At 72.9% G+C, this 16,907-nt stretch carries 14 protein-coding genes; 12 read left to right on the forward strand and 2 right to left on the reverse strand.

The features are described 5' to 3' along the window. The first annotated feature begins 73 nt into the window (after positions 1–73). Positions 74–1,147: an App1 family protein gene (locus FHX74_RS03870; RefSeq protein WP_182558714.1), complete on the forward strand. Its 1,074-nt coding sequence runs from the start codon at positions 74–76 to the stop codon at positions 1,145–1,147. A 21-nt stretch (positions 1,148–1,168) separates the two neighbouring features. Here the strand turns inward: FHX74_RS03870 and coaA are convergent, their stop codons facing one another. After that, on the reverse strand, positions 1,169–2,143 hold the full coding sequence (coaA, locus tag FHX74_RS03875) for a type I pantothenate kinase (RefSeq protein WP_182558715.1): 975 nt from the start codon (positions 2,141–2,143) through the stop codon (positions 1,169–1,171). Positions 2,144–2,271: 128 nt separating this feature from the next. Then, entirely contained in the window at positions 2,272–3,579 is a 1,308-nt protein-coding gene (locus FHX74_RS03880) for an alpha-L-fucosidase (protein ID WP_182558716.1), read from the reverse strand. A gap of 209 nt (positions 3,580–3,788) precedes the next feature. Between FHX74_RS03880 and glmS the strand changes: the two genes are divergently transcribed. The 11 genes from glmS to FHX74_RS03935 all read left to right on the forward strand — a co-directional run bounded on the left by glmS (position 3,789) and on the right by FHX74_RS03935 (position 16,842). Then, positions 3,789–5,651, forward strand: coding sequence for a glutamine--fructose-6-phosphate transaminase (isomerizing) (gene glmS, locus FHX74_RS03885; RefSeq protein WP_182558717.1), 1,863 nt, complete (start codon positions 3,789–3,791; stop codon positions 5,649–5,651). A 52-nt stretch (positions 5,652–5,703) separates the two neighbouring features. Beyond that, the gene (locus FHX74_RS03890; RefSeq protein WP_182558718.1) at positions 5,704–6,054 is read left to right on the forward strand and encodes a holo-ACP synthase; all 351 of its coding nucleotides are present in this window, start codon (positions 5,704–5,706) and stop codon (positions 6,052–6,054) included. Next, a complete protein-coding gene (locus tag FHX74_RS03895) occupies positions 6,051–7,475 on the forward strand; it encodes an NAD(P)H-hydrate epimerase (RefSeq protein ID WP_182558719.1) in 1,425 nt (474 codons plus the stop codon). The genes FHX74_RS03890 and FHX74_RS03895 overlap by 4 nt, the downstream gene beginning before the upstream one ends. Then, entirely contained in the window at positions 7,472–8,689 is a 1,218-nt protein-coding gene (gene alr, locus FHX74_RS03900; protein WP_328823599.1) for an alanine racemase, read from the forward strand. Before FHX74_RS03895 ends, alr begins: the two co-directional genes overlap by 4 nt. Next, complete coding sequence (locus FHX74_RS03905; RefSeq protein WP_182558720.1) at positions 8,689–9,783, forward strand: alpha/beta fold hydrolase; 1,095 nt, start codon at positions 8,689–8,691, stop codon at positions 9,781–9,783. Before alr ends, FHX74_RS03905 begins: the two co-directional genes overlap by 1 nt. A gap of 93 nt (positions 9,784–9,876) precedes the next feature. After that, positions 9,877–10,971 carry a tRNA (adenosine(37)-N6)-threonylcarbamoyltransferase complex ATPase subunit type 1 TsaE gene (gene tsaE / locus FHX74_RS20940; protein WP_407941457.1) on the forward strand — a complete coding sequence of 365 codons (1,095 nt, stop codon included), beginning with the start codon at positions 9,877–9,879 and terminating at the stop codon, positions 10,969–10,971. Further along, complete coding sequence (tsaB, locus tag FHX74_RS03915) at positions 10,964–11,641, forward strand: tRNA (adenosine(37)-N6)-threonylcarbamoyltransferase complex dimerization subunit type 1 TsaB (RefSeq protein ID WP_182558721.1); 678 nt, start codon at positions 10,964–10,966, stop codon at positions 11,639–11,641. The genes tsaE and tsaB overlap by 8 nt, the downstream gene beginning before the upstream one ends. After that, on the forward strand, positions 11,638–12,258 hold the full coding sequence (locus tag FHX74_RS03920; RefSeq protein ID WP_182558722.1) for a GNAT family N-acetyltransferase: 621 nt from the start codon (positions 11,638–11,640) through the stop codon (positions 12,256–12,258). The genes tsaB and FHX74_RS03920 overlap by 4 nt, the downstream gene beginning before the upstream one ends. Continuing rightward, positions 12,255–13,307, forward strand: a complete 1,053-nt coding sequence (tsaD, locus tag FHX74_RS03925) for a tRNA (adenosine(37)-N6)-threonylcarbamoyltransferase complex transferase subunit TsaD (RefSeq protein ID WP_182558723.1) — start codon at positions 12,255–12,257, stop codon at positions 13,305–13,307. Before FHX74_RS03920 ends, tsaD begins: the two co-directional genes overlap by 4 nt. A gap of 107 nt (positions 13,308–13,414) precedes the next feature. Next, complete coding sequence (locus FHX74_RS03930; RefSeq protein WP_182558724.1) at positions 13,415–14,683, forward strand: cytochrome P450; 1,269 nt, start codon at positions 13,415–13,417, stop codon at positions 14,681–14,683. Between the two features lie 260 nt (positions 14,684–14,943). Then, positions 14,944–16,842: an ABC transporter substrate-binding protein gene (locus FHX74_RS03935; protein WP_182558725.1), complete on the forward strand. Its 1,899-nt coding sequence runs from the start codon at positions 14,944–14,946 to the stop codon at positions 16,840–16,842. Positions 16,843–16,907 lie beyond the last annotated feature (65 nt).

Raw genomic sequence — 16,907 nt, forward strand, 5'->3', positions numbered from 1 at the left:
TGGGGTCAGCTTACGGCTCACCGGGCGTGCGGCAGGCCTCGATGATCACGATCGGCCGTGACAGGATGATCACGTGGTCACGCCCGAGCGGACGGACGACCGGCACCGTGCGGCGAGGATCGACGACGCGATCCTCCGGTTCCGCGAGCGACGCGCGCGGCGCCGCCGGGCGTCGCTGACCGTGCTCGGCTACACCGGGTACGGCTCGACCAGCTGGGTCCGGGTGCTCGCCCGCGTCCTGCTCACCCAGGAGCCCAGTGTGCTCGCCCAGAGCACCGCGGCCCGCCGGCTGCTGTCCGGGCCCGGGGTCCGCGGCTGGCGCAGCTTCACCAGCGTCCCGGTCGTGAACGCCGACGTCCGCATCGACGCCGAGGGCGAGGTCCACCACGTCCGCGCCGACCGCGGCGGCGTGGTCGACGTCCGCATCCCGGTCTCGCTCAGCCCGGGCTGGCACACCCTGCGGCTCACCTCGGAGGACTCCGCCCCGGCCGAGGCCGACATCTTCGTGGTCGGTGACGACGTCGAGTTCGGGGTGGTCTCCGACATCGACGACACGGTGATGGTCACCGCGCTGCCGCGCCCGCTCCTCGCCGCCTGGCACACCTTCGTGGTCAACGAGCACGCCCGGACCGCGACGCCGGGGATGGCCGTGCTCTACGAGTGGCTCTCCTCCGAGCACGCCGGCAGCCCGGTCATCTACCTGTCCACCGGGGCCTGGAACGTCGCCCCGACCCTGACCCGGTTCCTGTCCCGCAACCTCTATCCGGCCGGCCCGCTGCTGCTCACCGACTGGGGCCCGACCCGCGACCGCTGGTTCCGGTCCGGCACCGAGCACAAGCGCGGCAACCTGGCCCGGCTGGCCGAGGAGTTTCCGCGGATCAAGTGGCTGCTGATCGGCGACGACGGGCAGCACGACGAGGAGATCTACGGCGAGTTCCTGGCCCAGCACCCAGACCACGTGGCCGCGGTGGCCATCCGGCAGCTCAGCCCCGGCGAGGCGGTGCTGGCCGGTGGCCGCGGTCGGCACGTGCGGCCCGAGTACACCGACCGCTGGTTCTACGGTCCCGACGGCGCCGCGCTGGCCCCGGCCCTGGAGAAGCACGGCCTGCTCCCGCACCGGATGAACGAGGACCCCTTCCCCGGCTGATCACGGGAGCAGCCGGCGGCCTCAGAGCTTGCGGATCCGGATCCACTCCACCCGGTGGTCGGGGCCCTTGCGGAGCACCGCGGTGGCCCGGCCCCGGGTCGGCTTGATGTTCATGGCCAGGTTCGGCCCGTTGATCGAGTCCCAGATCTGCCGGGCCTGCGCCACCGCCTCGTCCTCGGTCAGCCCGGCGTAGCGGGTGAAGTAGCTGCGCGGGTCGCGGAACGCGGTGTCGCGCAGCGAGAGGAACCGCTGGATGTACCACTCGCGGATGGCGTTGTGGTGCGCGTCGACGTAGACCGAGAAGTCGAAGAAGTCGCTCAGCGCCAATCCGGTGGTGCCGTCCGGCCGGGTCCGGGCCGGCTGCAGGACGTTGAGGCCCTCGATGATCAGGATGTCGGGTGAGCGGACGGTCACCCGCTGGTCGGGGACGATGTCGTAGACCAGGTGGCTGTAGACCGGAGCGGTGACCTCCTCGCGGCCGGACTTCACGTCCATCACGAACCGCAGCAGCGCCCGCCGGTCGTAGGACTCCGGGAACCCCTTGCGGGCCATCAGCCCGCGGCGCTCCAGCTCGGCGTTGGGCAGCAGGAACCCGTCGGTGGTGACCAGCTCGACCCGCGGGTGCCCGGGCCAGTTGCGGAGCAGGGCGCGGAGCAGTCGGGCGGTGGTCGACTTGCCGACCGCGACCGAGCCCGCCACCCCGATGACGAAGGGCGTCCGGCCGACGTTCAGCCGGAGGAACTCGTTGGTGGCCCGGTGCAGGTCACCGGTGTGCAGCACGTACTCGCTGAGCAGCCGGGTCAGCGGCAGGTAGACCTCGCGGACGTCGGTCAGGCTGGTCGGGTCGCGCAGACCCCGGAGCGACTCGAGGGTCTCGCCGTCCAGGGTCAGCGGCAGCGCGTGGGCGAGCGCGGCCCAGTCGGCCCGGCTCCGCTCGACGTAGGGGCCGGCGTCGGCGTGGCCGTGCCGGGACGCGGCGGACGAGGCGGTCGACACGAGCGCTGATTATCCCGTTCCGGAGACGCTGCGCCGGCAAGGGTCCGCGGACGCGGCGACCCGCCGCACGCGGGGTGCGGCGGGTCGCCGGCCGGCCCTGATCAGGCGTCCGGGGTCAGGCGTCCGGGTCAGGCGTCCGGGGTCAGGAACAGCTCGACCACCGGCACCGCGACGTCGGGACGCCGCACCGGCAGCGTCAGGGTCAGCGTCCCGGCCGGCTGGCCGCCCATCCCGGTGTTGACGGCCTGGGTGTCCGGCGGGATCTCGGCGAAGTGGATCTCCGAGGCGTCGTGCAGCAGCTGCGCGTAGCGGACCTTGCCGGCCAGCCCGGGCAGGTGGCAGTGCTGCGGCGGCCAGCTGAACAGGTGCAGATAGAGCCGGTCGCCGCGCCGGGTGTACCGGCCGTCGACCGGGGCGGTGAAGCCGGACGGCCCGGCGCCGTAGATCGACCGGCCGTGCAGGTCCATCCACGCCCCGACCTCGCCGAGGATCCGTTGCGACTCGGCCTCGATGGTCCCGCGCCCGGTCGGGCCGACGTTGAGCAGCATGTTGCCGTTGTTGGCCACGCCGTCGATCAGCATCTTGACGATGGTGTCGACCGACTTGAAGTCGTGGTTGTCCCGGTCGTAGCCCCAGCTGCCGTTCATCGTCTGGCAGGCTTCCCACGGCACCTCGACGCCGTCGAGGGTCATCGGCCGGCTCGGCTGGTACTGCTCGGGGGTGACCAGGTCGCCGGGGATCCCCAGCCGGTCGTTGACGATGATCCCGGGCTGCAGCTCGCGGGTCAGCGCCATCAGCTCCTCGCCGCCCCAGTCCTCGTTGCCCTTGGCGTTCCACAGCCGCGGCGGGTTGCCCTCGTGGTGCGGGTCGCCCTTCCAGCTGAAGTCGTAGAACAGGTAGTCGACCCGGCCGTAGTTGGTCAGCAGCTCGCGGACCTGGCCGTGCAGGTACTCGCGGTACTTGGCGATGTCGCGGGTCTCGTTGGCCTCGAACCGGGTCGGGTCGTCGCGGCGGGGGTGGATGCCGTCGATCGGGTACTCGGGGTGGTGCCAGTCGAGCAGCGAGTGGTAGAAGCCGACCCGCAGGCCCTCGCCGCGGACAGCCTCGACGAACGGGGCGATCAGGTCCCGGCCGGCCGGGGTGTTGGTCGCCTTGTAGTCGGTGAGCTGGCTGTCCCACAGGCAGAAGCCCTCGTGGTGCTTGGTGGTGATCACCACGTACTTCATCCCGGCCCGCTTGGCGAGCTTCGCCCAGGCGACCGGGTCGTAGAGGTCGGGGTCGAAGAACTCGGTGTAGCGCTCGTAGTCGGACAGCTCGCGCTGCTCGCGGGTCATCACCCACTCGTGCCGGGCGGGGAGCGCGTAGAGCCCCCAGTGGATGAACATGCCGAACCGGTCGTGGCTGAACCAGTCCGGGACGGTCGGACGTGCGGGCATCGGTGCTCTCCTCGTCGACGGCGCGATGCGCGGGCCGGCTGATCGCTTGGGCGGTCAGGGTCCGCGATAGGTCAGACCTATCATGGCGATCCACCGCGACCGACGCCACCAAGGGGTCGAAACGCGGCCAGAAGTCCGATGAGTAAGGGTTTCCGGGGAAGCGCCAGGAATGCCTCAGGGTGCGCGCCTCGCAGCCTAGACTCAGCGCCATGTGCGGAATCGTCGGCTATCTCGGCCCCCGACCGGCGGTCGAGGTGGTGCTCGCCGGCCTTCGTCGACTCGAGTACCGGGGCTACGACTCGGCCGGCGTCGCCGTGGTCAGCGAGGGGAGCCTGCGGCTGGCCAAGAAGGCCGGCAAGATCGCCAACCTCGACGCGGAGCTGGCCGGCGCACCGATGCCGTCCGACGGCGTCGGGATCGGCCACACCCGGTGGGCCACCCACGGCGCCCCCAACGACGTCAACGCCCATCCGCACCTCTCCTACGACGGCCGCGTCGCGGTGGTCCACAACGGGATCATCGAGAACTTCGCCGCGCTCCGCGCCGAGCTGACCGGCTCGGGCGTCCGGCTCGCCTCGCAGACCGACACCGAGGTGGTCGCGCACCTGCTGGCCCGGGCGCTCGAGGACGCCGCGCCGGGCTCCGGCCCGGCCGACCTGGCCGACGCGATGCGGCTGGTCTGCCGCCGGCTCGACGGAGCGTTCACCCTGGTCGCGGTGGACGCGCAGGACCCCGAGCTGGTGGTCGGCGCCCGACGGAACTCACCGCTGGTGGTCGGCGTCGGGCAGGGGGAGTCGTTCCTGGCCTCGGACGTGGCCGCGTTCATCGACCACACCCGCGACGCCGTCGAGCTCGGCCAGGACCAGGTGGTCGAGCTGCGTCCGTCCGGCGTCCGGGTCACCACCTTCGACGGCGACGAGGCCGAGGTGCGGCCCTTCCACGTCGACTGGGACCTCTCGGCCGCCGAGAAGGCCGGCTACGACTGGTTCATGCGCAAGGAGATCTACGAGCAGCCCGAGGCGGTGGCCAACACCCTGCTCGGCCGCTACGACGTCGACGGCGCGCTCCGGCTCGACCAGATGAGCATCGCGGCCTCCGAGCTCAAGCGGATCGACAAGATCGTGGTGATCGCCTGCGGCACCGCCAGCTACGCCGGCCTGGTGGCCAAGTACGCGATCGAGCACTGGACCCGGATCCCGTGCGAGGTCGAGCTGGCCAGCGAGTTCCGCTACCGCGACCCGATCGTCGGACCGACCACCTTGGTGGTGGCGATCAGCCAGTCCGGCGAGACCGCCGACACCCTGATGGCGATCCGGCACGCCCGCGAGCAGCGCGCCCGGGTGGTGGCGATCTGCAACACCAACGGCTCGACCATCCCGCGCGAGTCCGACGGGGTGATCTACACCCACGCCGGACCGGAGATCGGGGTCGCCTCGACCAAAGGGTTCCTCACTCAGCTGGTGGCCTGCTATCTGCTCGGGCTCTATCTCGCCCAGGTCCGCGGCACCCTGTTCGGCGACGAGGTCGAGCGTCTGATGGCCGAGCTCGAGCAGATGCCCGACACCCTGCGCGGGATGCTCGAGAACCAGGACCAGGTGCTCAAGCTGGCCAGCGACTTCTCCGACAACCCGTCGGTGCTGTTCCTCGGCCGCCACGTCGGCTACCCGGTCGCCCTCGAGGGCGCGCTCAAGCTCAAGGAGCTGGCCTACATCCACGCCGAGGGGTTCGCGGCCGGCGAGCTCAAGCACGGCCCGATCGCGCTGATCGAGGACCGGCTCCCCGTGTTCGTGGTGGTCCCGCCGCGCGGCCGCGACCTGCTGCACGACAAGGTGGTCTCCAACATCCAGGAGGTCCGGGCCCGCGGGGCGTTCACCGTGGTGCTGGCCGAGGAGGACGACGACGAGGTGAGCCCGTACGCCGACGTGCTGATCGGGCTGCCCAAGGTCTCGACCCTGCTCCAGCCGCTGCTGGCCATCGTCCCGTTGCAGCTGTTCGCCTGCGAGCTCGCGACGCTGAAGGGGCACGACGTCGACCAGCCGCGGAACCTGGCCAAGTCCGTCACCGTCGAGTGACCGTCCCGGGCACTGCGCCCGTCGGAGGGCGGCGCTCGGCGATGATCGTCCGGTGATCATCGGGGTCGGGATCGACGTCTGCGACGTCGAGCGGTTCGCGCGCTCGCTCGAGCGGCGGCCGGGCCTGCGGACCCGGTTGTTCACCGAGCACGAGCGCGAGCGGCCGGTGGCCAGCCTGGCGGCGCGGTTCGCGGCCAAGGAGGCGCTGGCCAAGGCGCTCGGTGCGCCGGCCGGGATGAGCTGGCACGACGCCGAGGTGCGGACCGACGCGGACGGGCGGCCGTCGTTCGCGATCACCGGGACGGTGGCGGCGCGCGCCGACGAGCTCGGGGTCGGCAGCATCCACGTGTCGCTGTCCCACGACGCGGGGATCGCGTCGGCCGTGGTGGTATGTGAGGCATGAAGCTGGCCTACCGGGTCGACCAGGTGCGGGCGATGGAGGAGGCGGCGCTGGCCGCCGACCCGGTCCCCGAGCTGATGCAGTCGGCCGCCGCCGCGCTGGCCGCCGCGGTCAGTGACCTGCTCCGGCGTCGTCGCGGCTCGGTCTACGGCGCCCGGGTGCTGATCATGGTCGGCCGCGGCAACAACGGCGGCGACGCCCTGTACGCCGGCGCCCGGCTGGCCGACCGCGGCGCGGCGGTGACCGCGCTGGCCCTGCTGGGCGAGCCGCACCCGGCCGGTCTGGCTGCGCTGCTCGCCGCCGGCGGCCGGCTGGTCGACGCCGCACCCGAGGAACTGGCCGCGCTCGACGTCGCCCTCGACGGGGTGCTCGGCATCGGCGGCCGGCCGGGGCTGCCGGACGACGTCGCCCAGCTCGCCGCCGCGCTCGACGGCGCCGGCGTCCCGCTGGTCGCCGTCGACCTGCCCTCCGGCGTGGACGCCGACACCGGCGCGGTGCCCGCGAGCGCGGTCCGCGCCGACCTGACGGTCACCTTCGGCGTGGCCAAGGCCTGCCAGGTGATCGAGCCGGCCCGCAGCCGCTGCGGGGAGCTCCGGGTGGTCGACCTCGGCTTCGACCCCGCCCTGGCCACGGACGCCCTGCGGTGCCTGGAGCCGTCCGACCTCGCCACCGGCTGGCCGTTCCCGGGCCGGTCGAGCGACAAGTACGCCCGCGGCGTGGTGGGGATCGACACCGGCTCGCCCGACTACCCCGGGGCGGCGCTGCTCGGCACCTACGGCGCGGTGCACGCGGGCGCCGGGATGGTCCGCTTCCTCGGACCCGACGAGGCCGGGGACCGGCTGTTGTCGCTGCTGCCCAACGTGGTCCGCGCCGACGGGCGGGTCCAGGCCCGGCTGGTCGGGTCGGGCTGGGGCGACCGTCCCGACGGCGCCGAGGTGCTGGCCCGGGTCGCCGACGAAGGGCTGCCCGCGGTGGTCGACGCCGACGGGCTGCGGTTCCTGCCCGAGCGCTGTCCGTCGCACTGGTTGCTCACCCCGCACGCCGGCGAGCTGGCCCGGCTGCTCGACCGCCCGCGCGCCGAGGTCGAGGCCGACCCGCTGGCCGCCGCGCACGAGGGCGCCGACCGCACCGGCGCCACCGTCCTGCTCAAGGGCGCCACCCAGGTGGTGGTCGAACCGGGCAACGCCTCGGCGACGATCGCGGTGCCGGGCCCGGCCTGGACCGCGCAGGCCGGCTCGGGCGACGTGCTCGCCGGGGTCTGCGCGGCGCTGCTCGCGGCCGGGCTGAGCACCTCCGACGCCGGGGCCTACGGCGCCTCGCTGCAGGCCCTGGCGGCGGCCGAGTTCCCCGGACCGGTGCCGCCGCAGCAGCTGGCCACCCGGTTCCCGACCGTGCTGGGCCGGCTCGAGGCCGCCCGCCGGTGACCGCGCCCGACCCCGGCGGTGGGCTGATCGACCCGGGCACCGGCTGGGCCGAGATCGACCTGGACGCCTTCGCCGCCAACCTCGACGCGCTGCGCGCCCACCTGCGTCGCAGCCGACCGGACGACCCCGCCGACCTGATGGTGGTGGTCAAGGCCGACGGCTACGGCCACGGGATGGTCCCGATGGCCCGCGCTGCCCGCGACCACGGGGTCGGCTGGCTCGGCGTCGCCACCCCGGGCGAGGCGCTGGCGCTCCGCGCCGCCGGCGACACCGGCCGTGTACTGGCCTGGCTGTACGGCCCCGCCGACGACCTGACCCCGGCGGTCGGCGCGCGGGTCGACCTGGCCGCGCACAGCCCCGACCACCTCGACCGGCTGGCCGCGGCGGCGCGCGCCACCGGCGTCCGCGCCCGCGTCCACCTCAAGATCGACACCGGGCTGTCGCGCAACGGCTGCCGGCCCGAGGACTGGCCCGGGCTCTGTCGGCGTGCCGAGGCGCTCGAGCAGACCGGCGCCCTCGAGGTCGAGGCGGTCTGGTCGCACCTCGCCTGTGCCGACGAGCCCGGCCACCCGTCGGTGGCCGCTCAGCTCGACCGGTTCGCCGAGGCCGTCGGGGTGGCCACCGCGGCCGGTCTGTCGCCGCGGCTGCGGCACCTGGCGAACTCCCCGGCCACGCTGATCGTGCCGGAGGCCCACCACGACCTCGTCCGGGTCGGGATCGCGGCCTACGGCGTCGACCCGGCGCCCGGTCTGGCCGCCCGGGCGGGGGTCACCCTCACCCCGGTGATGACGTTGCGGGCCCGGCTGGCCGCGGTGAAGCGGCTGCAACCCGGCGACGGCGTGTCCTACGGTCACCGCTGGGTCGCGGACCGGCCGACCACCGTCGGGCTGGTCCCGCTCGGCTACGCCGACGGCGTCCCGCGGACCGCCGGGCTGACCGGGATCGCGGTCCGGGTCGACGGCAACCCGGCGCCGATCCGGGGCGTGGTCTGCATGGACCAGTTCGTCGTCGAGGTCGGTCCCGACGCCGCCGTCGGCGACCCGGTCGTGCTGTTCGGCCGGGCGGCCCGCGACGAGCCGACCGCCGAGACCTGGGCCGAAGCCCTGGCGACGATCGGCTACGAGCTGGTGACCAGGGTGGGACCGCGGGTGCCGCGGGTCCCGGTGGGCCGGGACTCCGCCGACGAGGTGGCGGTGCGGGAGAGGACGGACTGATGGCGCGGCTGGGCGGGGCGCTCGGGCTGATCGCGGGCATCGCCGCTCTCGGCGCCGGCGGGGTGGCGGCCGGGTTCGAGCTCGAGCGGCGGGTGGTCTCGAAGCGGATCCGGCAGGACGACGGGGACACCGAGGAGGACTTCTTCGGCCTGCGGTCCTCCGGCCCGGACCTGGTGACCCCCGACGGAGTGGTGCTGCACACCGAGATCGACCCGGCCGACGACGAGGCCGACGCCGACCCGGACGCCCCCTCACCGACGATCGTCTTCGTCCACGGCTACGCCCTCGACCTCGACTGCTGGCACTTCCAGCGCAAACACTTCCGCGGCCGGTACCGGCTGGTGCTCTACGACCAGCGCTCGCACGGCCGGTCCACCCGCTCCGACCCCGAGCTCTGCCGGATCGGTCAGCTCGCCGCCGACCTCGACCAGGTGCTGCACGAGGTGGTCCCGCCCGGACCGGTGGTGCTCGTCGGCCACTCGATGGGCGGCATGACCATCCTGCGGCTCGCCCACACCCGTCCCGAGCTGTTCGGTCCGGACGCCCCGGGCGGCCGCCCGGTGGTCGGCGTCGGTCTGACCTTCACCTCGAGCGGCGAGATGACCGACTACTCGCCGATCCGCGGGCTGCCCGGACGCACGTTCAACCGGATCGCCCCGCCGCTGATGGCCGGTCTCAACCGGATCCCCGAGCTGGTGGAGAGGAGCCGCAAGGCCGGCACCGACCTCGGTTACGTGGTCACCAAGCGGATGGCCTTCGGTCCCGACCCGCAGGGCCGGATCCCGGTCTCCTTCGTCGAGTTCGTCTCCGAGATGCTCGGCGGCACGTCGCTCGAGGTGGTCGCCGACTTCTATCCCGCCTTCGCCGAGCTCGACGAGACCGACGGGCTGGCCACCCTGCGCCGGCTGCCGACCGCGGTCGTCGGCGGCGTCGACGACCGGATCCTGCCGATCACCCACACCGACCGGATCATCGAGTCGTTGCCCGGGGCCGACGTGCTGCGGCTCGAGGACTGCGGCCACCTGGGGATGATCGAGCACGGGCCGGAGGTCAACGCCGTGCTCGACCGGCTGGTGGACCGCGCGCTCGGCTGACCGCGGGAGGCCGGTTCCCCGGACCTCGGACGGACCCGGGACGGGTCGCGGACGGCCGGGAACGGGCGCCGGACGGGCCACTACAGTGTCCGGGTGCAGCCCACGGTCGAGACGGAGCTGAGGCCCCGCTTCCACCCCGCGGCCGCCGAGCACGCGGCCGGGATGGTCGAGGTCATCCACGCCGCGTTCGGGGCCCGACCGCCGCTCGACCCGCCGTCCACCGCGATCGAGGAGACCCCCGACACCGTCGGCCGGGCCGTCGCCTCGCACGGCGGGGTCTACGTCACCGTCGCCGGGCGTCCCGCCGGGTCCTTGATCATCGGCCGTGGTCCGGAGCCGGGCACCGCGGTCTTCCAGCGGGTCTCGGTGCACCCGGACTTCCAGCAGCACGGCATCGCCTCGGCGATGGTCGCCGCGGCCGAGCTCGACGCGGCCGAACAGGGCTTCACCCGGGTCGAGATCTACGCCCGCCGCGAGCTGCCCGAGCTGATCACCTACTGGCGGAACCGCGGCTTCGCCGACGTCCGCCCCGACCCCCACGGGCTGTGGATGGGGCGCGACCTTCCGCTCCGGGCGGTCGTGCCCGACGCGGACGCGATGCACACCCTCGGCCGCCGGCTGGCCGGCGTGCTGACCGCGGGCGACCTGGTGATCATGTCCGGACCGCTGGGGGCGGGGAAGACCACGCTCACCCAGGGCATCGGCGACGGGCTGGACAGCGACGGAGCGATCATCTCGCCGACCTTCGTGCTGTCCCGGATCCACGCGTCCCGCACCGGACGGCCGACCCTGGTCCACGTCGACGCCTATCGGCTCGGCTCGGCGGCCGAGGTCGACGACCTCGGGCTCGACGCCGACCTCGACACCGCGGTGACGGTGATCGAGTGGGGCGAGGACCTGGCCGAGGGGCTGGCGGACAGCCGGCTCGACGTGCTGATCGAGCGGAGCAGCAGCGTCGGCGAGGGCGCTCATGATCACGACCATGATCACGACGACGCCCGTGATCACGACGACGGGCATGATCACGAGGGAGGCCGGGACGATCAGGACGCCGAGGTGCCGGTCGAGCCGCGGGTGGTCTGGCTGGACCCCGTCGGTCCGCGCTGGACGGCCGCGGCACGCGAGCAGCTGATCTCCGTCGTCCGGGCGACCGGCGACCCGCAGCCGGCAGGAGGAGCCGATGAGTGAGCAGACCCCGACCGAGCCGCTGACCCTGGCGATCGACACCTCGACCGACGTCGTCGTCGGGCTGGCCGGCGGCGAGGCGGTGGTCGCCGAGCACCGCAACGCGGACGCCCGGCGTCACGTCGAGGACCTGATGCCTAGTGTGATCACGCTGCTCGGTGGCGCCGGGGTGGCGCGCACCACGCTCGACGCGGTCGTCGTCGGGATGGGACCGGGACCCTTCACCGGCCTCCGGGTCGGCATCGCCACCGCCCGGGTGCTCGCCGACACGCTGCGGATCCCGCTCCGCGCGGTCTGCGGCCTCGACGCCGTCGCCGCGGACTGGGTGCACGGGGCGAACCCGCCCGACGGTGACTTCCTGGTGGTCGCCGACGCGCGTCGTCGCGAGGTCTACTGGGCGCGCTACGACGCGACCGGACGCCGACAGGACGGGCCGTCGGTCTCCGCGCCGACCGGGCTGCCGGCGCTGCCGCTGGCCGGTCCCGGCCACCGCCTCTGCCCGGACCACCGGCTCGGCACCGGCGCACCCGAGCGGCTCGACGGCGGTGCGCTGGCCCGCTGGGGCGGCGGGCTGCCCGAGGTCGGCGACGAACCGCTCTACCTGCGCCGTCCGGACGCCGCGGTCCCCACCCGGCGCAAGTCCGTGCTGGCCGCCCGGACCGGTCACCGGTGACCGTGACCGACGCCGACCAGCCGACGGTGCCCGCCGACCCGGCTCCCGTTCACGAGGAAGCGGTCGCGATCACGCCGGCCCGGCGGGACGACCTCGCGGTGATCATGGAGCTCGAGCGCGCCGGGTTCGCGACCGGCGAGCAGTGGAGCGAGCGGAGCTGGCAGGCGGAGCTGGTCGGTGACGAACGCCGGGTGCTGCTCGCCCGGACCCACCGGGTGGCCGGGGTGATCAGCCTCCGCGCCGGTCGCGAGGCCGAGCTGCTCCGGCTGGTGGTGGCACCCTGGGCGCGCCGGCACGGGATCGGGGCCGCGCTGGTCCGGGCCGGCGTCGAGGCGGTCGGGCACGCCGGCGCCCGCGCCGTCCTGCTCGAGGTCCGGTGGGACAACGAGCCGGCCATCGCGCTCTACCAGCGGCTCGGGTTCGAGCAGCTGGCCGCCCGCCGGGACTACTACGGCCCGGGGCTGGACGCCCTGATCCTCAAGCTCTGGTCGCTCGACGACCTCGGCAAGGGGTGGCGCGACCAGATCCTCGACGAGCAGGCCGACCAGCACCACGACGAGCACCACGACATGCACCATCACGAACAGCACGACGAGCAGGGGAGGGACGACCGATGAGCGGGCCGCTGGTGCTGGGGATCGAGTCCTCCTGCGACGAGACCGGGGTCGGGATCGTCCGCGGGCACGAGCTGCTGGCCAACGAGGTCGCCTCGAGCGTCGACCTGCACGTCCGGTTCGGCGGCGTGGTGCCCGAGGTGGCCAGCCGGGCGCACCTCGAGGCGCTGCTGCCCACTCTGCACCGGGCGGCCGAGCGGGCCGCGGCGGCCGCCGACGTGGACCTCACCGAGATCGACGCGGTCAGCGTCACCGCCGGCCCGGGGCTGATGGGCGCGCTGGTCGTCGGGCTGGCCGGCGCCAAGGCGCTGGCCTGGGCGCTCGACAAGCCGCTCTACGCGGTCAACCACCTGGCCGGGCACGTGGCGGTCGACCTGCTCGAGCACGGGCCGCTGCCGCAGCCCGCGGTGGCCCTGCTGGTCTCCGGCGGGCACACCTCGCTGCTCCGGGTGGACGACGTCGCCACCTCGATCACCGAGGTCGGCGCGACCATCGACGACGCCGCGGGGGAGGCCTACGACAAGGTCGCCCGGCTGCTCGGGCTCTCCTACCCCGGCGGGCCGGTGATCGACCGGGCGGCCACCGGCGACCCGGCGGCGATCGCCTTCCCGCGCGGGCTGACCTTGCGCCGCGACCTCGAGCGACACCGTTTCGACTTCTCCTTCTCCGGGCTCAAGACCGCGGTGGCCCGCTGGGTGGAGCAGCGCGAGGCGGCCGGGCTCGACGTCCCGGTGGCCGACGTCGCGGCCAGCTTCCAGGAGGCGGTCTGCGACGTGCTCAGCGCCAAGGCGATCGACGCCTGCCGCGAGCTGGGCTCGACCGACCTGCTGATCGGCGGCGGGGTGGCGGCCAACAGCCGGCTCCGGGCGCTGCTGGCCGAGCGCGCCGAGCAGGCCGGGATCGCGCTCCGGCGGCCCCGTCCCGGGCTCTGCACCGACAACGGCGCGATGATCGCGGTGCTCGGCGCGGAGGTGGTCGACCGCGGCCTCGCGCCGTCCTCCTTCGACGTCGCCGCGAACTCCTCGCTGCCGGTCTCGACCGTCGCGCTCTGAGCCCGACCGCACCGTCCCGGGACCGCGGCTCGACCGGTTCGGGGTGGTCCCCGATGGCTCGGCGCGGGCCGGGGGAGCAGACTCGCCCTGGACCGAGAGGGGCGGGGATGAGTCACCGACGCGAACAGCTGCAGTTCGCCTACACGCTGTACCGCGACAAGGCCAGGTTCAACTTCCACGGCTACGTCGGCCGGGACCCGCTGTGCCTGGCCAACCTAACGCCGGGCCAGCGTGACCCCTACCCGTTCTACGAGCGGATCCGGGCCCGCGGGCCGGTCAGCCGCTCGGCCGCCGGGGTCTGGGCCAGCGCCGACTACGACGTGGTCCGTCAGGTGCTCCGGTCGCGCGCGATGAGCAGCGCCCCGCCTGAGGGCCAGCAGGGCGCGGACCTGTCGTTCCTCGAGATGGACCCTCCCGACCACACCCGGCTGCGCCGGTTCGCGCTGCCGTCGTTCAGCCCGCGGAACCTCAGCAGCATGGACGCCCGGATCACCGCCGCGCTCAACCGGTTGCTCGACGACCTGCCCACCGACGAGCCGTTCGACCTGGTGAGCCGGGTCGGGGCGCCGATGCCGATCACCGTGATCAGCGACCTGCTCGGCGTCCCCGACGCCGACGCCGACGCGTTCGCCCGCTACGGGTCGACCTTCGGCAGCGCGCTCGGCGGCGTCCGCTCACTCGCCCACGCCCGCCGGCTGGTCGAGGCGCGGACCGCGCTGGGCCGGATCTTCGAGCAGCTCTTCGAGCTCAAGCGCCGCGAACCCGGGGACGACCTGATCACCCGCGCCGCCGAGGCCGGCCCCGAGGTGATCCGCCCCGACGAGATGGCCCCGTTGCTGACCCTGTTGCTGATCGCCGGGTTCGAGACCACGGTCAACCTGATCGGCAACGCGGTGCTCGCGCTGCTCGAGCACCCCGAGCAGTGGGAGCTGCTGGTCGCCGACCCCGACCGGGCCGGCGCCGTCGTCGAGGAGACCCTGCGCTACGACTCGCCGGTGCAGCGCACCGGGCGCCGGGTGGTCGAGCCGGTGACCATCGGCGGGCACGACTTCGTCGCCGACGACTTCGTGGTGGTCTGCGTGGCCGGCGCCAACCGCGACCCGTCGGTGTACCCGGAGCCGGCCCGGTTCGACATCACCCGCACCGACCCGCAGGAGCACCTGGCCTTCTCGGGTGGGATCCACTACTGCGTGGGGGCCCCGCTGGCCCGGCTCGAGGCGACCATCGCGCTCCGGACGCTGGCCCAACGGTTCCCGCACCTGCGCCGGGCCGGGGCGCTGACCCGGCGACCCGGGAGCCTCATCCGCGGGTTGCAGTCTTTCCCGGTGACGGTCGCGCCGGTAGTGTCCCGATCGACCGCCACGGCAGCTGCCTAGGCCCGCCCTCAGGTTCGACGCGGGGGTTTCATCACGGTTTGGGTGTGGTCTGGACCTTTGGCTTGTGAAGACTTTACTAAAACGGTCTGAGTAATCCATGATCTAGCCCGACGGCTGACCGCCAGCTCGTCACAGTCGAGGAGGACTTCATGGGCCGTAGCGTCGGAACCGATCCGGGGGACCCATCCCCGGGCACCCCGACCTCCAGGGACACGGCGGTCGGTGACCGTCGCACCGGGCTGAGGGGCCGGCTCGCCGCCGTGCGCTCCGCGATCAGCCCGAACCGCTCGTCCGCCCGCAAGCTGCGCCGCGCCGCGGTGGCCCTGATCGGCGTCGGCGCGCTCAGCGTCTCCGCCGCGGCCTGCACCGCCGGCAACGCGGGGGGCGGCTCCGGCGGCACCAGCGGTGGCAACGGCGGCAGCGGTGCGACGACGTCCACCAAGTACCTCAACTACTCGCCGTGCTGCAGCTGGAACGCGACCTGGTCCTACAACCCGTACAACGTCAACGGGCTGGGGATCGCCAACGACTTCATCGTCCAGCGGCTGGCCGTGCAGAAGTACCCGAGCCTGACCGACTACGAGCCCCAGCTGGCCGACAAGTGGTCGGTCAACGGCAGCACGATGAGCGTGCACATCCGCGAGGGCGTCAAGTGGCAGGACAACACCCCCGTCACCAGCAAGGACCTCTACGACACGGTGCTGCTCGACGGCCTCCGCGGTGACGGCCTGTGGAGCGACATCACCGGGCTCAAGATCGTCGACGACCAGACCGTCGACTTCACCCTGCGCGAGGGCCAGCCCGCCGCGCTCGCCTACAACGACATCCTCGGCAACGTCTTCGTCTACCCGTCGAGCGTCTACGGCAAGTTCGTCACCAAGCAGGTCGAGGAGGACGTCCCGGCCTACTTCACCGAGAACCAGAAGGACCCGACGAAGGCCGGCAAGATGGACGCCTTCAAGCGGATCAGCACCGCCTTCCAGAAGCTGGCCTCCTACAAGGTCGACACCCTGATCGGCAACGGCCCGTTCAAGCTCGACAACATCACCACCTCGCAGGCCAAGCTGAGCAAGTGGGACGGGTTCTACGCCGCCGACAAGATCAAGATGGGCGGCATCAACTTCGGCAACGGCAGCAACCAGACGATCTACCCGCAGCTGTTCAGTCAGCAGGCGGACTTCTCGAACGTCTACCTGCCCCCGCCGATCCTGCAGCGCTGGGACAAGACCCCGAACGCCAAGCTGGCGCTCCCGTCGGCCTTCGGCTTCGTGCTCCAGTTCAACAACGCCAAGGCGCCGCTGAACGACGTCCGGGTCCGGCAGGCGCTCGCCTACGTGATCCCGCGGCAGACCATGAGCGAGGCCGCCTACGGCACCGCCCAGGGCGCGGGTGGCACCTGGAAGGAGGTGAACACCGGTATCTCCCCGACGCTGGAGGGCCTGTACCTCACCCAGGACCAGATCAACTCGCTGAACAAGTACCCGGTGGACGCCGACAAGGCGACCCAGCTGCTCCAGCAGGCCGGCCTGAAGAAGAGCGGCGGCCAGTGGCTACTGCCGAACGGCAAGCCGTTCACGCTGACCTTCACCGCCAACTCCGACACCTCGGACATCGTCACCTCCTTCACCTCCGCGGCGAAGGCGCTGACCAACTTCGGGATCAAGAGCGACGTGAACGCCACCACCGGTGCCCAGCAGGACGCCGACCAGCACAACGGTGACTTCGAGATCGGCATGAACTTCGTCGGCGGCAACAACCCGCTGGGCATGTACCAGTCGATGATGGGCAGCCAGAACAACTACCAGACGCTGGGCAACTACGCCGGCAAGCGCGGCATCGGCGTCGGCCCGACGGCCAACGTCCCCGGGCTGGGCAACGTCAACGTCTCCTCGACGCTCGACGCGCAGGCCCGGAACGTGGCCCCGGACCAGAAGATGAAGGACCTCACCTGGGACTGGGCGCAGTTCGTCAACCAGCAGGTGCCCTACATCTGGTACGCGACGAAGATCTACCAGTTCTCGTACTCGGAGAAGAGCTTCACCAACTGGCCGCCGACCACCAACAACGGGTCGAGCCCGCTGTGGGACATCGTCGGGGCCAACACCTCCGCGGGCGTCGTGCTGGCGATGGAGCAGGGCTACATCGTCCCGAAGAGCTGAACCCGGTGAGGGCCGGCCGGAGCTGATCCGGCCGGCCCGCACCGGTCGCATCACCCGGATCGAAG

The sequence above is a fragment of the Microlunatus kandeliicorticis genome (genome assembly GCF_014137855.1).
Classification (GTDB): domain Bacteria; phylum Actinomycetota; class Actinomycetes; order Propionibacteriales; family Propionibacteriaceae; genus Microlunatus; species Microlunatus kandeliicorticis.